Genomic DNA, 15,582 nt, shown 5'->3' with positions numbered 1-15,582 from the left:
TTATATTCCAATCACCATTCCATAAAGTACATCTTTATTTGTTTCTAATAATTCTTTGGTTTCGTCATCATAATACGCACCAATTCCACTACATTCAATTCCCAAATAATTACTAGTTAAATAAAGTCTCTGTCCGAGAAAACCAGCTACTTGCATAGCAGTTTGATAGTTTAAATAATCTGACACAAAAAATAAAGTTACAGCACCATCTTTAGCAATAGCCTGATTAATACATAAGTAACCTGTCTTTTCACTAAAATTACCTGTTTTAACCAGATGTGTACCTCTATATAACCCAGGTGTCATTCCCTCTACTCGATGAACCACTGAGTAAATTTCTATTTCCTCATAATTTTCTGTTGGTATTGACTGCTGAAGTTGTTGTACTACATATAAATAATCTTCTTGAGAAATAGACTCTTTCCGGAAACGTCTAATAGAACGTCTAGCTAAAACTGTTTGATAAAATTTATCCCGATTAAAATCAAATTGAGGATACTCTAATTTTTGCTGACGACTCTTTTGTTGAGTAGTTGCTTGATAGGCATCTTCAATAAATCGATTAGATTCAAAATAATCAGTACCAGAGACAAAAGGAATTTTCAGCCTTAAACGTCTAATGTTTTTTTCTTGTAGTTCTCCTGACACCGCACAACCAGTAATAAACTCCTTATTCTCAAAACCCAAATCTGAATTGAGCGCAAGTTTATCAAAGTCAAAAACTAGTTGTATATTTTTTTCATGGAGATAAGCTGAAGCGGCGATCGCACCTAAATGGTGTCCGCTATCTAAGAAGCAATATCTTATGCTTCTATTTTGATATTTCCAGCTAGACCTATAATAAACGCAACTAATTAAAAAGATGAATCCGTTGATACTTTTACCCGGTATAATATAACTCTCTAAACCATCATCAATTAATTCATAGATGAGAGTTAGACAATTATTCTCAACTTCTAGATGATATATACCATCTACTATTCCTTCAATTTGGCGAATCTGTACGTAAACTTCTGTAGGATACAGAGCGCCTGCTGATGGATTCACCCGTAGTTGATAGGCAGTATCTTTATATACTTTTTCTAGTGTTATGCCACTGGTTAACGAGATAAAAGAATGAACAGGATTATTGAGACTTAATTTTACTCTCCGATAAAACTTGGGATAAACTTTAAAAGAAGATGGCTGTGTTGAAGCATCTACATAATTTGGCTCGAGCTGTACCGATAAGTAAGAATGCTTCGTAGCGTCATGATACGCTTTGCCCGATATCTGACTTGATGGCATTTTTAAGTATCCTTAGAACTTCTACATTGCTAGCAAAATCTATCGCTTTATAGTCGTCTAAATTTTTCAAATATAAATTAGGATGATGCTGTAAAAGTAACTTGACTATTTCTGTTTTGCCAGATGATGCTGCGTACATTAAAACAGTTGCACCGTTATCATTTTGGTTGTTAATATTAATGTTGTGAGCCAGCAGTAAATTAATTAAATCGAAGTGATTACCAAAACAAGCAAACCATAAAGCATTATTGCGATCGCTATTTCGAGCATTGATATCCGCACCTGCATCAATCAGTTCTTTAACGACTGCACAAACTCCCTCTCTTGTGGCTTTCATTAAAGCTGTATCACCATTTTCACCTGGCTGATTTAAATCCCCAGGATTATAGCCTTTTGCTATTAACCATTGAGTTGTTGATTCACTCAAAGCTTGACTATTGACTTGACTCATAATTATTCTTTCACTGTCAAAAATATCACTAATTACCAAGCATGAATTAGCTTACAAAACTTAATGGTGGGGAATGCCCACCATTATTGAAAAATGCTATGCAAGTAGCTGAAATCATTCTGCGATCGCTTTTATTGAAGTTCAGGTTGACTGGCAACAATTTATTTAGCTTAGTTATATATTATCACTCTCATAAATTTAATTTATGAATCATTTCTAAAGATCCCTAGACATATCTAATAAAAAATTTTAAAAAACTCTTAAGCTATAGTATTCTTAAGTATTTGTGACAGTCTTATAGTAGATTGTAACTTGGTGAATACGGATTATTTTAATGTCACAACGATGTTCATGGTGTCAACTTAAGCTAGAAATAGCTTAATGGTTGGCTTCATTTTGCCTATTGCTTGCTCAGTTAAGTAATTTCAAAAATAAAAGCGCATTTCTATATAACTAAATATTGTGAATTAATAGTAATTAATTTATCTGATACCAATAACAACGTCTAAATCATACAGAGATATTACAATCAAGTTTGTGCTACTATTTATCTATACTTATTAAGAAATCCCAAATATTTTCATCTTGTAAACCATAATTTGCTACTTTGTTTAAGTATCAATAATTAAAAAAGACGCAATAAAATGGAAATTAGCGCTCGTAATTCTCTTAAGGGTACTGTAAAAAAAGTTGTGCCTGGAACAGTTAATACCGAGATAACTTTAGAAATAGCACCAGGAGTAGAGTTAGTGTCAATCATTACAAAATCATCAGCAGAAAAGCTTGGACTTGTAGAAGGTAAACAGGCTTATGCCGTAGTTAAATCATCAGATGTAATAGTTGCTGTTGATTAGCTTGATGGCGGTTGACCGTTGACTGATAACTGATAGCCGTCAACAGTCAACCGTCAAAAATTATAAAGAGTGTTTATATAATTTAAGACGTATATTCAGCTTACTAATTAGTTAAATTCTGAATAATACGGACATAAATAATGCGATGTGCGACTTATCCCACTTTTGTCACTCTCCGGGAGGGCGATCGCTAGAAGCCCGATGAGGCAATCAATACAAGCTATACTATTAGAAAAAAGTTGGTCTTGTATTTGTTATTAGAAAATAATCGCGCAAACGCCTGCTATACAAAAGCTCTAGAATTCAGAAATGGCAAAATTTTTCGGAGAGTGACAGAAGAGGGTTATTCTTGAAACCCCACTTCCATTCCTTAGCTTGTTTAAAATTATTTCATCATGACTTTTACAGAAAGTGATAATTCCTTGGTCTCCAGGTTTTAACAATTTTAAGGAACAACCAATCACCCTAAAAGGGTAAAGTTTTAACTTTGAATAATAAATAAGATATCACTCAGAATTAATATGAATGATGATTGATGAAGGAAAGAATGAAGTCTATTTTCATCCTTTATCCTTCATCTTCATTTAGTTGCTCAAGAATGCAACTAAACTAATGATTTAGACGAGATATGCTTCTTGATGTGTCTTAATTGTGCAATTAGAACGAGGATAAGTTACACAAAGTAGAGCGTATCCCTTAGAAACCTGATCGTCATCTAAAAAGTTTTGATCGTCTTGATTAACTTCACCTTCGACAACTTTACCAACACAGCTAGAACAAGAGCCTGCGTGACAAGAAAAAGGCAACTCAATACCATTTTCTTCTGCTGCTTCTAAAATGGTAGTTTCTTCGTCAACTTCAATTGTGGTGTCGATGTCTTCTTTTTTGTTGATTAATCTAACTTGGTAGGTAGCCATTTTGCGATTCTCCTCAAACGTTATACAGTTGGTGTAATTTCTGAAGTTTTTGAGCAACCTATCCTACTTTTTGCTTCCCTTCTTCTTACAGAGATGCTAAGTTTAGTTAGCTTCTTTATAGGGGATGCAAAGCGAACTAGAAGCTACCTCAAGAGCATTGAAACTCTTTGAAGTGTGTCTATGGGAAATCTCTACAATTGACTTAGCACTAACGAAATGATGTTAGCTTTGGCTGCAAGGTACACCAGTAGGGGTACCATCGTCTGTTTTGAACGACTTTCCACAACCGCAAGTATCAGTTGCATTGGGGTTGATGAATTTAAACCCGCTTTCCATCACTCCCTCAACGAAGTCAACGATAACTCCGTCTAATAACGGCGCACTTTTGGCATCAACGTAAACCAGCACTTTGCCTTGCTGACTTACCAAATCATCTGGTTGGGGCTTGCTGGTGATATCGATCGCATATTCATAGCCACTGCAACCACCATCTTTTACCGAGATGCGGACACCTTTAGTTGCACCATTAGCATCGGGTGCGGAACCTTTGAGGAATGCTCGCAGATGAAATTCTGCTTTTTCTGATAAGATAACAGCCATGAAATCTCCTGATTTGTAGCGATTAGTTGTTCTGATTTCAAGTGGGGTTGTCCTTTGTCACTTGTCAGTTGTCCTTTGTTATTCACTAATGACTAATGACTAAAGACTATTTTGTGCAATCCCTGTAGCTTCCATCGAATTGGATTGTCCGTGTCTCCAAGGCGCACTATTACCGCATACTGGACAAGAGCGATCGCGGTAAGAACGGCGTTTAGCAAATTCTAGCCGACTCAAGTCCATTGTCAGCAATTGCGACAATAGAGGCTGACTAAACCCGGTAATCAGCTTGATAGCTTCCAAAGCTGTTAGACAAGCTAGTGTCCCAGAAACAGCGCCGATAACTGAAAAGCCGCGCTGATCCCAATCAGGCTTTTCTGGAAACAGACAAGACAAGCAAGGAGTCACACCAGGAATAATCGTTGTTAGGTAAGCCTCCATCCCATTCATCGCGGCTTCCACCATTGGCTTCCGCGATCGCACACAGGCTTCATTTAACAAATTGCGCTCTGTAAAGTTGTGGGCGCAATCAAGAGCCATATCGGCGGATTGCACTAACGAGTCTACATTTTCCGGGGTGATGTAATCATGAACAGCTTCCACTTGGACATCAGGATTAATCGCATCCAGAGTTTCTTTAGCTTTGAATACCCTTGGCTTACCTACCCAATCATCAGTCATGAGAACCTGACGATTCATATCATCTAGCCGCAAGTCACCACCCCGGACTAAGATTAGCCGCCCAACGCCCGCTACTGCTAAGTAAAGCGCCGCCGTACCGCCTAATCCACCCACACCTGTAACCAAAACTGTCGCTGACTTTAGGCGTTTCTGTGCTGTTTCGCCAAAATTCGGAAGCATCATTTGGCGACGATAGCGTTCTAATTCGGTAGGCGTTAGGTTAACCAATTTATACCTCCTAATCAGAAGTGATTTCTGTCAGTGTGACTACATTTTTCGGCTTGTCGTTAAACACTTTGAACAGCTTTTGTTCGTGAGGTGTTGATTCGACAAATACCTGATAAGCTTTTTGCAAAGCCAAAGAATATTGATTTAATTTCTCTTCTTGATTCAAGTCAGGAGAATTATCATCAATTTCCTGCATGTATTGAGAGAACTTTTTCAGAATATGTAGACGATTTACATTTACAACTTCTAAGTCGTAGGACATGTTAAAGAATTGAAAAAATTCTTCTGCATCTACGAGTTTCTTGAATTGATCAATAGTTCCAGTCATTTAGCATTCTCCAATTTTTTCAGATGTTGCTTCAGTTCATCTAACTGGCGATAGATTTCATAAGTTGCGGCGGCAACATCCATAAGTTGGTTGTAATCTGTTGGCAGACCTTCAGCTAAATCATGCAGATCCATCTTCATTTGACCTGCTTTGCTGTTAAGCCGTCTGATTTGTCCTTGTAGTTCCTCAATACTTGTTTCTTCTGCTTGCACAATCAGCCACTCCACATTGGATTTTGGACTTCGGCTACGCTCAGTCGAACGATTTTAGATTTTAAATTTTGGATTGGATGATATTGTTTTAATCAAATGGTGATGAAGCTAATGATTAAAACTTAAATCCAAAATCCAAAATCTAAAATTTTTAAATTTTGCCAACTTCCGGAAAGCGCTTCGCCAAATCAAGACCTTTTTTGACGTAGTTTTCTCCCTCTTCTGCTAATTTCTCTAGCGAGTCAAAGCCAAAGCGATGAGCATCTCGCAGGGTTTTCACAGTTAGCAAAAGACGACCTGAAAAAACTAGCGCCCAGCCAAATCCTTCATGACTCAAATCAACTACAACCTGGGATATTAAACCTGTTTCTTGTTCAATTCCAGCCGCTACAGCCCGAAAAAATGCCATAATCCGGGCTTGAGTTACCGCATCAACTTCGCCCTCAACGGAGATTTCCCGTTTCTTTTGTTTGGTGACAATAAAGGGTTTGAGAATTAACTCATCCGACCAAGTACGATAAACTCCATAACTGTCTTGACCACGGATTTGTTTGATTAATACCTTAAGAAAAGGTGAGTTCAAGACTTCAGTTGTAGCGGTTCCATTAACACTATTATTTGCGGTCATACTGTTGCTTCGTCTTCGATTTAATCAGCAAAGTTTGTGGTTTTTGGCTGCAAAGCTTTACGCAACCAAGGTGGAGGATTACCTTTGAGGGTTTTCACTAGCTTATTTAGCACTTCACTAATTTCTTCTTCTTCCGATCGCGCCTTCACTGGGGTGACACCTTTCTTGATTAACCGAGCGGCGGCACTACCACCAATTGCTGTTACGTAAATAATCGTACAGTCGCCTATTGCCTCAAGTTTTGGGGTGATTTTATCTTCATTCCCATCTTCTTTGAGTTCGCCTTCAAAGGTGAGGGTTTCTACGAAGTGATATCCCTCATCGGTAATTTCGTAAACATCAATCATTTTTGCCCATCCGAAGTGGGCATTAATATGAACTCGGTCACTCGTCGTGAAGGCTATTTTCATTGTAATTATCCTCTCTAAAGTTTTGAATTTTGAAGCAATACGGTTCAGTTAGTAATATTTAGCTTTGGAAGATCCCCCTTAAAAAGCTCCGGTGTATATACAAGTCTGAAATAGCTGATTAACTAAGTTTTTACCCCACCCTAACCCTCCCCTTATAAAGGGGAGAGAACTAGATTTTATTTATTGTTTCCCCCCTTTATAAGAGGGGATTAAGGGGGGTAATTCGACTTGTGTATACACGCATTAAAAAGGAGGGTTAGGGAAGATAAACTGTTAACTGAACTGTTTTGAATTTCAAGTGTGAATTCAAAACTCAGCGCTCACAATTCCGAACTCTTGGAACTGCTTAACTCTCGCTTCTTCTGCCTCTAAAAACAGGTTGCCGATGCCAAATAAAAGCTCCATCGTGCCTCGATAACCAACTTTGGTAAATTGACCATTACCCAAGCGGTCATAAATGGGCAATCCTAAACGATAAAGAGGAATCGAGAGGCGTTTTGCGATCGCACCTACATTCGAGTTACCAATCAGCAAATCAGAACCGCCTGCTAGACTCTCAAAGTCTTCTAAATCGCCGATGGTAATGCTTTTAACTGGGAGTTTTTCTAAGAGAGGCGATCGCGTGGTTGTCACCACTGCATGAATTTGCGCTCCCATCGATTGTAGGAAATGCACCGTTGACCACAACAAATCTGGTTCCAGCGCGAGGGAAACTCGTTTTGCACCGAAGTAAAAGTGGGTGTCCAGCATCGCATCTTGCAACTGACGACGTTGGCGGCGGTATTTTTCGGGTACGCTATTACCGCTCAGAATCGCCAATGCTTGGATAAATTCATCTATCGGTTCTAATCCTGTCAGTTCGCCAAACACTTCGTAAGGTGTGCCAAAGCGTTCTTCCAGAATCTTGGCAGCCCCCCGCATACTTTCACCCAATGCCAGGGTAAAGGCAGAACTACCTACTTCTCGTAGCTGTTTTAAGGTAGTTCCACTGACTGTAACTGCACTATAAGCATCCTCTAAATGTCCATCTAGAGAAGCGCCAAGGTCAGGTACAAAGATCGGCACTAATCCAAAGGAAGTGATTATCTCTTTGATTTCCTGTACATCCCCAGGTGTGAAAGCAGAACCCGCCAAAACTGTGACTTGTTCAGTTCTGAGTCCACCTGCGCGAGGAATTTCCTTAACGATGCTTTCGACAGCGACAGCAAAGCCATCTTGCAACGCACCTTTAAAATCTGGGGTAGGTGCAAAAACGATCGCTAAATTATTCAATTCGGGATGGCGATCGCGGATTTCCTTTAGAAAACCTTCAATGTCATCGCCTCTAGTTTCTGTTAACCCAGTACTACATAAACCAATAATTTCTGGGTTAGCCTTTTCTACCAGAGTCAGAATTGCTTGCTCCACATTCTCTTCACCACCCAAAATGGTAGTGACTTCCGTCATCGCTGTCGTAGCTAGGGGAATCGCTTCCCGAAAATGCCGTACTAGGACAACTTTAGCGAAAGCAGTACAACCTTGAGAACCGTGGAATAAGGGCATTGTCCCTTTCAATCCCAAAAAGGCTAAGGTTGCGCCCAAAGCTTGACTTTGCTTGAGGGGATTAACTGTCAGTGCTTTGTTAGAAGCGGTAACGATCGCCATTAAACTTCCTCCTCTTCTTCCCAAGGAGCGGGTTTGCGTATTTGTTCCCAAATCGGGCTATACAGAGCTTCGTACAATTCCCGCGCCATCTCAATCATTCCCACATAACCTGCATAAGGATGGTGGCGTTCTTGGTTGATATCAAGGAAAGGAATCCGAGCTTTCAAAGCTGTGTATTGGTTACGTCCACCAGCAATCAGCATATCTGCGCGAGTATCTTTAACCAGTTGTAGCAATTCTTGAGCGTTGCCTTTCTCTAGCATGATGCCATCGTTGCCAATCAACTTCTTGATTTTGGCTTTATCTTCCTCAGTACTTTTGCGAGTACTGGTAGCAACAACTTCAATACCTAAGTCTCTAGCAGCCGAAATAATCGACCAACTCTTGACACCACCTGTATACAAGACAACCCGCTTACCTTTGAGCCGAGCGCGATAAGGAGCTAATGCCAAATCTAAAGCAGCCGTTTCTTCTGCAATTAGCTTTTCTGTCCGCTCCTGTAAATCAGCGTCGCCTAATTTAGCGGCGATGTTTCGCAGACAGCGATTCATATCATCGATGCCGTAGAAAGACTCTTCAATGTAAGGGATGTTGTAACGCTCCTCCATCTTTCTCGCCATATTGAGCAGCGCTCGCGAGCAGATCATGACGTTGAGCTTGGCGCGGTGGGCGTAGCGAATTTCATTGTAGCGAGCATCGCCCGTAATTTTAGACAAAATACGGATGCCTAATTTTTCTAGCAGTGGTGTTACTCCCCACATTTCACCGGCGATGTTGTATTCACCGATTAAGTTAATATCATAGGGCGTTGTATGTTCCGGTTCTGCTGTTCCGACAACATATTCTAATAAAGATTCACCACCAAAACGGTTGCCGAGATTTTTACTGCCAATGAATCCTGGAGCAATGACGGGAACAACAGGAGTACCAATTTTCTCAGCCGCAGCTTTGCAGACAGCATCGATATCATCGCCAATTAAGGCTGTAACGCAAGTGGCGTAGACAAATACTGCTGCTGGTTGGTAGCGCTCGTGAAGTTCCAGAATCGCTTTGTAGAGTTTCTTTTCGCCACCGAAGATGACATCATTTTCACCCAAGTCTGTGGTAAAGCCCATTTTGTAGAGTTGAGGGCCAGACGACAGACTACCACGACTGCCCCAGGAATTACCAGCACAGGCGATCGGCCCGTGGACTAGATGCGCTGCATCTGCGATCGGCACTAGAGCAATCATTGCACCATCAAAGGCACAGCCCCCTTGAGCCGCGCCAGGTTGTGCCTGTTGAGCGCATGACTTGTTTTTCTTTTCTGCTTGTTTGTGCTGATTATGCTCGCATCCTGTCTCAGTCAGCAGTTCGTTGATTTTGCCTTGGGTGCTTTTCATCTCTCTTCTCTTAATTATTAATTGTCCTTTGTCATTTGTCATTTGAATTGACTATTGTACAGACGCGTAGACGCTCGAAGAGCGGCTTCTCGCAGAGTATAATCGCGTCTCTACCAATGACTAATAACTAATGACCAATGACTAACAAATGTATTTTGTGACATCCTCTCCACAGACATCGGTCAGGTAAGATAGAGCGCGGAAACGCAATCCTACAAATTCGTCATATAAGGGATTGAGTTTACATAGTGGTGGGATATCAATACACTTCCCAAATAATTTAATTTGTCGCTCAAAGGGACAACAACAAGGAATTGTTTGGCAAATTAGATGAGCGATGCGATTATTTTTAACCTGAATTCCATCCACTACACGGCGCAACGGATTAAGAAGATTGTGGAACCATCCTGGTTTTTTCTGGTTAGGTGGATGGTAATTAGGATGAGGATGAGTGTGAGTATGTTCGTGAGTGTGATTGATGGTTTCCATTGATCAATTCCTTGGGTAAATGCTATCAAGAAAAAGGGGAGTTGGGGATGGGAATTGGGGATTGGGCATTGGGTTTGGATATTTCCCTATTCCCTATTCCCTATTCCCTACTCCCCTTCTTTACCCTTTAATTAACACGTTGTGTTTCTACGCAATTTCTAACGAATCAAGTCGTAGGAAATATCTGTCTTAGAAGGAATGTTGGTGTTGCGATCGATTTCTTCAAACAGGGTGTTTACAGTCCAGTTGAGGAGGTTGATCACACCTTGATAACCAATGGTGGCGTAGCGGTGTAAGTGGTGGCGATCCATGATGGGGTAGCCGATTCTCACGAGGGGAATCTTGGTGTCGCGCCACAGGTACTTACCGTAGGTGTTACCAACCAGGAAGTCTACTGGTTCGGTGAACAACAGTGAACGCATGTGCCACAAGTCCTTACCAGGCCAAACAGTTGCATGTTGACCGAAGGGGCTAGAAGCAAGCAATTCTTTGATTTCTGCTTCAAATACTTCGTTGCTGTTGTGAACCAAGATATGCACAGGTTCAGCACCCATTTCTAGCATAAAGCCAACAACGCTGTATACTAAATCTGGTTCGCCGTAGATAGCGAAGCGCTTGCCGTGAATCCATGAGTGGGAGTCAGTCATGGCATCAACTGCACGACCGCGTTCGATTTCCAATTCTTCAGGAATGGGGATACCACTCAATTCGCTGAGTTTCATCAAGAACTCATCAGTACCCTTAATGCCCCAAGGACGGGAAACTGAGGTTGGTTGATGCCATTCTTTTTCGATGTATTCGCGGGTTTTGGGTGTAGAGTGTGCTTGCAGAGCGATCGTTGCTTTCGCATTGATTGAATCTGCTGCATCTTCTAACTTTGTACCACCTGGGTACATATCAAACTCACCTGTGTTTGGTGAATCGAGGTAGTCGCTGTTGTCGGCTAGAATTGTGTAGTCAAAGCCGAACAAAGAAGCAATCCGCTTGATTTCACGGTTGTTACCTACGTAGGTATCAAAACCTGGGATGAAGTTGATTTTACCATTGCTGGTTTCTTTCTTATGACCTGCGGTCAAGTTAGAAAGAATTCCCTTCATCATGTTGTCGTAACCAGTGATGTGGGAACCGACAAAGCTAGGGGTGTGAGCGTAAGGTACTGGGAAATCTTGAGGAACTGAACCAGCTTGTTTAGCGTTGTTGATGAAGGCTTGTAAGTCATCACCAATTACTTCTGCCATACAGGTGGTGCAGACAGCGATCATCTTGGGCTTGTAGAGTTGGTAAGAGTTCGCCAAGCCGTCAATCATGTTTTGCAGACCACCAAACACGGCTGCATCTTCAGTCATTGAAGAAGATACACCAGAGAATGGCTCTTTGTAGTGACGGGTTAAGTGGGTGCGGAAGTAAGCAACGCAACCTTGAGAACCTTGAACGAAAGGTAGAGTACCTTCAAAACCAACAGCAGCAAAGATTGCTCCTAGTGGTTGGCAGCCTTTAGCAGGGTTAACGGTTAAAGCTTCACGAGCGAAGTTCTTTTCACGATAATCCCAACCCTTTGTCCACTCTGCAACCCGTTGTACTTCTTCGGCTTCGTGACCGTTTTCAAACTGCTTTTTGTTTTCAAATAGCTGTTGGTACTCAGGCTGGTGGAATAACTCGACGTGATCTTGAATTTTTTCTGGATTCTGAGGCATTTCTTCTGGACTCCAAGCTTACTGAATTCTTTTACTGATTGAGGAGGGAGAGACGCGATTAATCGCGTCTTTACAAGGGAGATGGGAATATGATTCAAAATTCAAAATGCAAAAATCAAAAGAAATTTTAATCTTTCAATTTTGAATTTTGGATTCCCAACTCCCCCCTGGGGTTTTAGCCCCAGGTTATCCTTACTTATCGCTCTCTCCCATTTCCCTAGACGGCAGCCTTAGCCTTAGCTTCAGCCTTCTTAGCCTGAGCTTTTTCATTCCAAGGAGCGCCAATTAATGACCAAGTTGGGCTGTTGAGTGCCAAGTCCATATCACGAGCGAAGATGGCAAAGCCGTCATAACCGTGATAAGGGCCGGAGTAATCCTTTTTGTGGTTTAATTCTTTTCAAGTGTCTAATGTTTGCAATAAACAGTGTCAGCGATAAACATTGTTTTCTGAGAACACATTTATTTTTAGCCTAAATATAGGCTAAAAACACAGCATAACTAGGTTCAGGACTCACACATCATCTAAATGTTGTCCTGAACCAAGGCGATTAAAGAATCGCCTGTTTTTTTGCTCATCTCTGCAAGCACAGCAGCAAAAAGAACACATGAGAACGAAAGTACTACTAGAATTAGAGAAAGTTAATCTGCGTTTGAAGTCTGCAAAGGCAAAGGTGACAATTAGAGAATCGAATGGAAGTCTGCAATTACGAGCGACGTTACCAATTAAACCAGGAGACAAGGACAGTAATGGAACTGGGAGAAAGCAATACAATCTCAGTTTGAATATTCCCGCTAACTTGGATGGACTCAAGACGGCTGAGGAAGAAGCCTATGAGTTAGGGAAGTTAATCGCTCGTAAAACTTTTGAATGGAATGATAAATATTTAGGTAATGAAGCAATTAAAAAAGATTTTCAAACTATAGGGAAATTACTTGAAAAATTTGAAGAGGAGTATTTTAAAACTCACAAACGCACAACTAAAAGCGAACATACTTTTTTTTATTACTTTTCCCGTACCAAGAGATTTACCAATCCTCAAGATTTGGCAACTGCGGAAAATCTGCTCAGTTCAATTGAGCAAATTGATAAAGAATGGGCTAAATATAATGCAGCTAGAGCGATCGCAGCATTTTGTGTGACATTCAATATCGAAATTGATTTATCTAAATATTCCAAAATGCCTGAGAATAATTCCCGCAATATACCGACCGATGCAGAAATATTTGAGGGAATTATCAAGTTTGAAGATTATCAAAATAACAGAGGTAATCAAGTTAATCAAAACGTTCAAGATAGTTGGCAACTTTGGCGTTGGGCGTATGGAATGTTAGCAGTTTTTGGTTTACGTCCACGGGAACTTTTTATTAATCCTGATATTGATTGGTGGTTGAGTCAAGAGAACTCAGATTTAACATGGAAAGTTGATAAAAATTGTAAAACTGGTGAGAGACAAGCATTACCATTATATCGGCAATGGATTGAGGATTTTGATTTGAGAAATCCGAAGTATTTGGAGATGTTGAGGGGGGCGATCGCAAAAAAAGATAACACAAATCATGCTGAGATAACGGCGTTAACACAGCGAGTTAGTTGGTGGTTTCGTAAGATAGGATTAGATTTTAAACCTTATGATTTACGTCACGCTTGGGCAATTCGGGCGCATATTTTGGGGATACCAATTAAAGCGGCGGCAGATAATTTGGGGCATAGTGTGCAGGTTCATACCCAAACTTATCAGCGTTGGTTTTCGCTAGATATGCGGAAGTTGGCAATTAATCAGGCGTTGAGTAAGAGGAATGAAATTGAGTTGATTAGGGAGGAGAATACTAAGTTGAGGATGGAGAATGAGAAGTTAAAACTTGATATTGATAAAATAAAAATGGAGATGGTTTACAAGCATAGTTGAATTTGCTCATAAATCAGCTAAAATAGGGTTGTCGGATCTACTTAAACGTAAATCTGCTAACTCGCTATCTTGTAGTCCGTATGCAAATAGGCTAGACTAGCTCGTTGGTTAGTATATACCAACAAGAAGAGGAAGTGAATGGCTGACAGCATCTCTACAGTTGATCTGTTTTGTGGTGTAGGTGGACTTACTTATGGGTTTGAGCAAGCAGGTCTTCCAGTTAGAGCTGGATATGATATTGATCCAGCGTGTCAATTTCCATATGAACGCAACACTAAAGCAGAATTCATACTAAAAGATGTGGAGCGCGTTAACGGCTCTGATTTGGCAAAACACTTTTCTGCCAGTAGTGTTAAGGTCTTAGCAGGTTGTGCCCCTTGTCAACCTTTTTCAAGCTACTCAAGACGTTACACGGATAAAGAATCGAAATGGAAGCTTGTGCAAGATTTTGCTCGTCTTGTGCAGGAGTGCGAGCCTGAAATTGTTTCGATGGAAAACGTACTTCAGCTAAAGTACCACTCAGTTTTTTCTGAATTTATCCAGCTGTTAGAGGATTTAAGCTATTCATTTGAAACTTACGAAGTTAATTGTTCAGATTATGGAATTCCTCAAACTCGAAAACGTTTAGTTCTTCTTGCTTCAAAGTTCGGTAAAATTGACTTGATAAAACCCACCCATAATACCGAAAAATACAGAACAGTACGTAAAACAATCGGACACCTTGAACCTCTTTTGGCAGGTCAAGCATCTAAAACTGATAGACTTCATCAATGCAGTAAATTATCTCCTTTAAATCTTCAACGTATTCGTGCTTCCAAACCCGGTGGAACTTGGCGTGATTGGTCTAAAGACTTAATAGCTAAATGTCACACGAAAACCAGTGGTAAAAATTATTCAGGAGTATACGGTAGGATGGAATGGGATCAGCCTAGCCCAACCATAACTACACAGTGCTTTGGTTTCGGTAATGGACGCTTTGGACATCCTGAACAAGATCGGGCTATATCTCTTAGAGAAGCAGCATTATTACAAACTTTTCCACCAGATTATGAATTTGTAGCCACTGATGAACCTGTTGTGTTTGCTGATGTAGGAAGATTAATTGGAAATGCTGTTCCTGTCAAACTAGGTCAAGTTATTGCTCAAAGCATTTTGCAACATATCAATCAAGTTATTTAAAGAGTGCTTACACAAGAAGAATCCAAATATTCTTTCGCATTTAAATACTTTTCAATATTTTCCAATATCTGTCCAATATATTCTATTACCTCTTCCTTAAATTTTATAAGGTCTCCGATACTTGTATCTTTACCAACTTCAGAAAATGATTTGTTTCCATGAGCTAGATCGTTACGGTTCCGCATAATGCTGTATAAGTTTTCACCATGCCTTGTTTTAGAGTAATCTGTATCACAAGAAAAACCGTATTTCCTAGCTGTCTTTGTAATTTCATCTCGATCAATATTTCCTGAGAATAACTCTCTACTTTTAAATCCAGCAGTAATAATATCAAGAGAAATATCTGTTATCCTAGAATGTATATCTTCAGGAGAACGATTCTTGAAGTTTTGAAGTACAACTTTTTTGATTTCAATTCTGACAGAATTAAAAGAAACTTTTTTACCTTTTAGCTCATCAAAAATAGCTTCAATTGCATTCCTCATACTTGATTCAATAAGATTGTAGAGTAGTAGAAAACCGTTGGCTTTTAGGGTTTTAGCCAACTCAGGATCAATAGCCTTAATATTTTGTTTACCACCATCCTCTAATACAACTAATTTAGTTGTCTCGTTAATTAATTCCTCTAAAAATAAAAAATATTCATTAATTTCTTGAACACGAGTATTGAAATCTAATAGAACTGTTTGCATAG

General features: G+C 40.1%; 16 protein-coding genes and 2 pseudogenes. 3 read left to right on the top strand and 15 right to left on the bottom strand.

The annotated features are described in order from the left end of the window. Positions 1-1,287 (bottom strand): nitroreductase family protein, encoded by a 1,287-nt coding sequence (locus ACFG4S_RS17885; protein WP_392530390.1) that lies wholly within the window; start codon positions 1,285-1,287, stop codon positions 1-3. After that, the gene (locus ACFG4S_RS17880) at positions 1,250-1,738 is read right to left on the bottom strand and encodes an ankyrin repeat domain-containing protein (protein WP_392530389.1); all 489 of its coding nucleotides are present in this window, start codon (positions 1,736-1,738) and stop codon (positions 1,250-1,252) included. Before ACFG4S_RS17880 ends, ACFG4S_RS17885 begins: the two co-directional genes overlap by 38 nt. 644 nt (positions 1,739-2,382) lie before the next feature. Here ACFG4S_RS17880 and ACFG4S_RS17875 point away from each other — a divergent pair. Then, entirely contained in the window at positions 2,383-2,592 is a 210-nt protein-coding gene (locus ACFG4S_RS17875; protein ID WP_392530388.1) for a molybdopterin-binding protein, read from the top strand. 617 nt (positions 2,593-3,209) lie between these two features. On the opposite strand, the gene ACFG4S_RS17870 is transcribed toward ACFG4S_RS17875, so the two are convergent. From ACFG4S_RS17870 to ACFG4S_RS17815, 12 genes and pseudogenes are all read right to left on the bottom strand, one after another. Further along, positions 3,210-3,509, bottom strand: a complete 300-nt coding sequence (locus ACFG4S_RS17870; protein WP_335016608.1) for a 2Fe-2S iron-sulfur cluster-binding protein — start codon at positions 3,507-3,509, stop codon at positions 3,210-3,212. Between the two features lie 222 nt (positions 3,510-3,731). Then, on the bottom strand, positions 3,732-4,109 hold the full coding sequence (locus tag ACFG4S_RS17865; protein WP_109012240.1) for an iron-sulfur cluster assembly accessory protein: 378 nt from the start codon (positions 4,107-4,109) through the stop codon (positions 3,732-3,734). 99 nt (positions 4,110-4,208) lie between these two features. Beyond that, positions 4,209-5,015 (bottom strand): HesA/MoeB/ThiF family protein, encoded by an 807-nt coding sequence (locus ACFG4S_RS17860; protein WP_392530387.1) that lies wholly within the window; start codon positions 5,013-5,015, stop codon positions 4,209-4,211. Between the two features lie 10 nt (positions 5,016-5,025). Next, a complete protein-coding gene (gene nifW / locus ACFG4S_RS17855; RefSeq protein WP_392530386.1) occupies positions 5,026-5,343 on the bottom strand; it encodes a nitrogenase-stabilizing/protective protein NifW in 318 nt (105 codons plus the stop codon). After that, the gene (locus ACFG4S_RS17850) at positions 5,340-5,555 is read right to left on the bottom strand and encodes a CCE_0567 family metalloprotein (protein WP_322681496.1); all 216 of its coding nucleotides are present in this window, start codon (positions 5,553-5,555) and stop codon (positions 5,340-5,342) included. Before ACFG4S_RS17850 ends, nifW begins: the two co-directional genes overlap by 4 nt. Positions 5,556-5,706: 151 nt before the next feature. After that, complete coding sequence (locus ACFG4S_RS17845) at positions 5,707-6,183, bottom strand: NifX-associated nitrogen fixation protein (protein ID WP_100900532.1); 477 nt, start codon at positions 6,181-6,183, stop codon at positions 5,707-5,709. A 20-nt stretch (positions 6,184-6,203) separates the two neighbouring features. After that, complete coding sequence (gene nifX / locus ACFG4S_RS17840) at positions 6,204-6,593, bottom strand: nitrogen fixation protein NifX (protein WP_392530385.1); 390 nt, start codon at positions 6,591-6,593, stop codon at positions 6,204-6,206. Positions 6,594-6,899: 306 nt separating this feature from the next. Beyond that, a complete protein-coding gene (gene nifN, locus ACFG4S_RS17835) occupies positions 6,900-8,237 on the bottom strand; it encodes a nitrogenase iron-molybdenum cofactor biosynthesis protein NifN (protein WP_392530384.1) in 1,338 nt (445 codons plus the stop codon). Further along, positions 8,237-9,619 carry a nitrogenase iron-molybdenum cofactor biosynthesis protein NifE gene (gene nifE / locus ACFG4S_RS17830; protein WP_114083659.1) on the bottom strand — a complete coding sequence of 461 codons (1,383 nt, stop codon included), beginning with the start codon at positions 9,617-9,619 and terminating at the stop codon, positions 8,237-8,239. Before nifE ends, nifN begins: the two co-directional genes overlap by 1 nt. Positions 9,620-9,760: 141 nt before the next feature. Beyond that, positions 9,761-10,108: a Mo-dependent nitrogenase C-terminal domain-containing protein gene (locus ACFG4S_RS17825; RefSeq protein ID WP_012407197.1), complete on the bottom strand. Its 348-nt coding sequence runs from the start codon at positions 10,106-10,108 to the stop codon at positions 9,761-9,763. 158 nt (positions 10,109-10,266) lie between these two features. Then, positions 10,267-11,802, bottom strand: coding sequence for a nitrogenase molybdenum-iron protein subunit beta (gene nifK / locus ACFG4S_RS17820; protein WP_392530383.1), 1,536 nt, complete (start codon positions 11,800-11,802; stop codon positions 10,267-10,269). Positions 11,803-12,019: 217 nt separating this feature from the next. Then, positions 12,020-12,187: pseudogene (locus ACFG4S_RS17815) on the bottom strand (nitrogenase molybdenum-iron protein alpha chain); the annotation flags it as partial. A 178-nt stretch (positions 12,188-12,365) separates the two neighbouring features. Here ACFG4S_RS17815 and ACFG4S_RS17810 point away from each other — a divergent pair. Next, positions 12,366-13,709: pseudogene (locus ACFG4S_RS17810) on the top strand (site-specific integrase); the annotation flags it as partial. A gap of 138 nt (positions 13,710-13,847) precedes the next feature. After that, positions 13,848-14,888 (top strand): DNA cytosine methyltransferase, encoded by a 1,041-nt coding sequence (locus tag ACFG4S_RS17805; protein ID WP_392530382.1) that lies wholly within the window; start codon positions 13,848-13,850, stop codon positions 14,886-14,888. Here the strand turns inward: ACFG4S_RS17805 and ACFG4S_RS17800 are convergent. Continuing rightward, positions 14,885-15,580, bottom strand: a complete 696-nt coding sequence (locus ACFG4S_RS17800; RefSeq protein ID WP_392530381.1) for an MAE_28990/MAE_18760 family HEPN-like nuclease — start codon at positions 15,578-15,580, stop codon at positions 14,885-14,887. The two genes, ACFG4S_RS17805 and ACFG4S_RS17800, sit on opposite strands and share 4 nt — an antisense overlap. Positions 15,581-15,582 lie beyond the last annotated feature (2 nt).

It is taken from the genome of Nostoc sp. C117 (genome assembly GCF_043099735.1).
Lineage (GTDB): Bacteria > Cyanobacteriota > Cyanobacteriia > Cyanobacteriales > Nostocaceae > Nostoc.
Note: the sequence above shows the minus strand (reverse complement) of the source record. Positions and strands in the feature narration are given on the sequence as shown.